2 tRNA genes and 1 rRNA gene are annotated in these 572 nt (G+C 39.3%); all 3 read left to right on the top strand.

The features are described from left to right. A 16S ribosomal RNA gene (locus HJP15_RS21630) occupies nt 1–79 on the top strand; the annotation flags it as partial. 76 nt (nt 80–155) lie between these two features. Beyond that, nucleotides 156–232: transfer RNA gene (locus HJP15_RS21625), tRNA-Ile, on the top strand. A gap of 49 nt (nt 233–281) precedes the next feature. Then, nucleotides 282–357 (top strand) — tRNA-Ala (locus HJP15_RS21620). Nucleotides 358–572 lie beyond the last annotated feature (215 nt).

Raw genomic sequence — 572 nt, 5'->3', positions numbered from 1 at the left:
TACCACGGAGTGATTCATGACTGGGGTGAAGTCGTAACAAGGTAGCCCTAGGGGAACCTGGGGCTGGATCACCTCCTTATACGATTTAGAACTTATTTGTTCGTAGTGTCCACACAGATGATTGTTATTGTAAAGAGAACAACACTTATTGTTTTGGGTCTGTAGCTCAGTTGGTTAGAGCGCACCCCTGATAAGGGTGAGGTCGGTAGTTCAAATCTACTCAGACCCACCACTTCTTATCTAATTAAGAAGATGGTTAAAACAATAAGACCAGCATATGTGGGGCTATAGCTCAGCTGGGAGAGCGCCTGCCTTGCACGCAGGAGGTCAGCAGTTCGATCCTGCTTAGCTCCACCACTTACTTCTTAAAAATAAATATTCTTTATCGGGCAAAACATCGCCTGAGAATAAAGTGTGTTTAATTTTGAGAAGTTTTTTAATCTCTTGCTCTTTAAAAATTTGGAAAAGCTGATAATAAAATTCGTATGAATAACATTGTTATTTGTACAGAGTTTTCAAAAGTAAAAAAGAATGATAGCAGTATCATTCAGTGCCATTTAATTGTTTCTTTG

The organism is Pseudoalteromonas sp. NEC-BIFX-2020_002 (assembly GCF_013002825.1).
GTDB classification, from domain to species: domain Bacteria; phylum Pseudomonadota; class Gammaproteobacteria; order Enterobacterales; family Alteromonadaceae; genus Pseudoalteromonas; species Pseudoalteromonas neustonica.
Note: the sequence above shows the minus strand (reverse complement) of the source record. Positions and strands in the feature narration are given on the sequence as shown.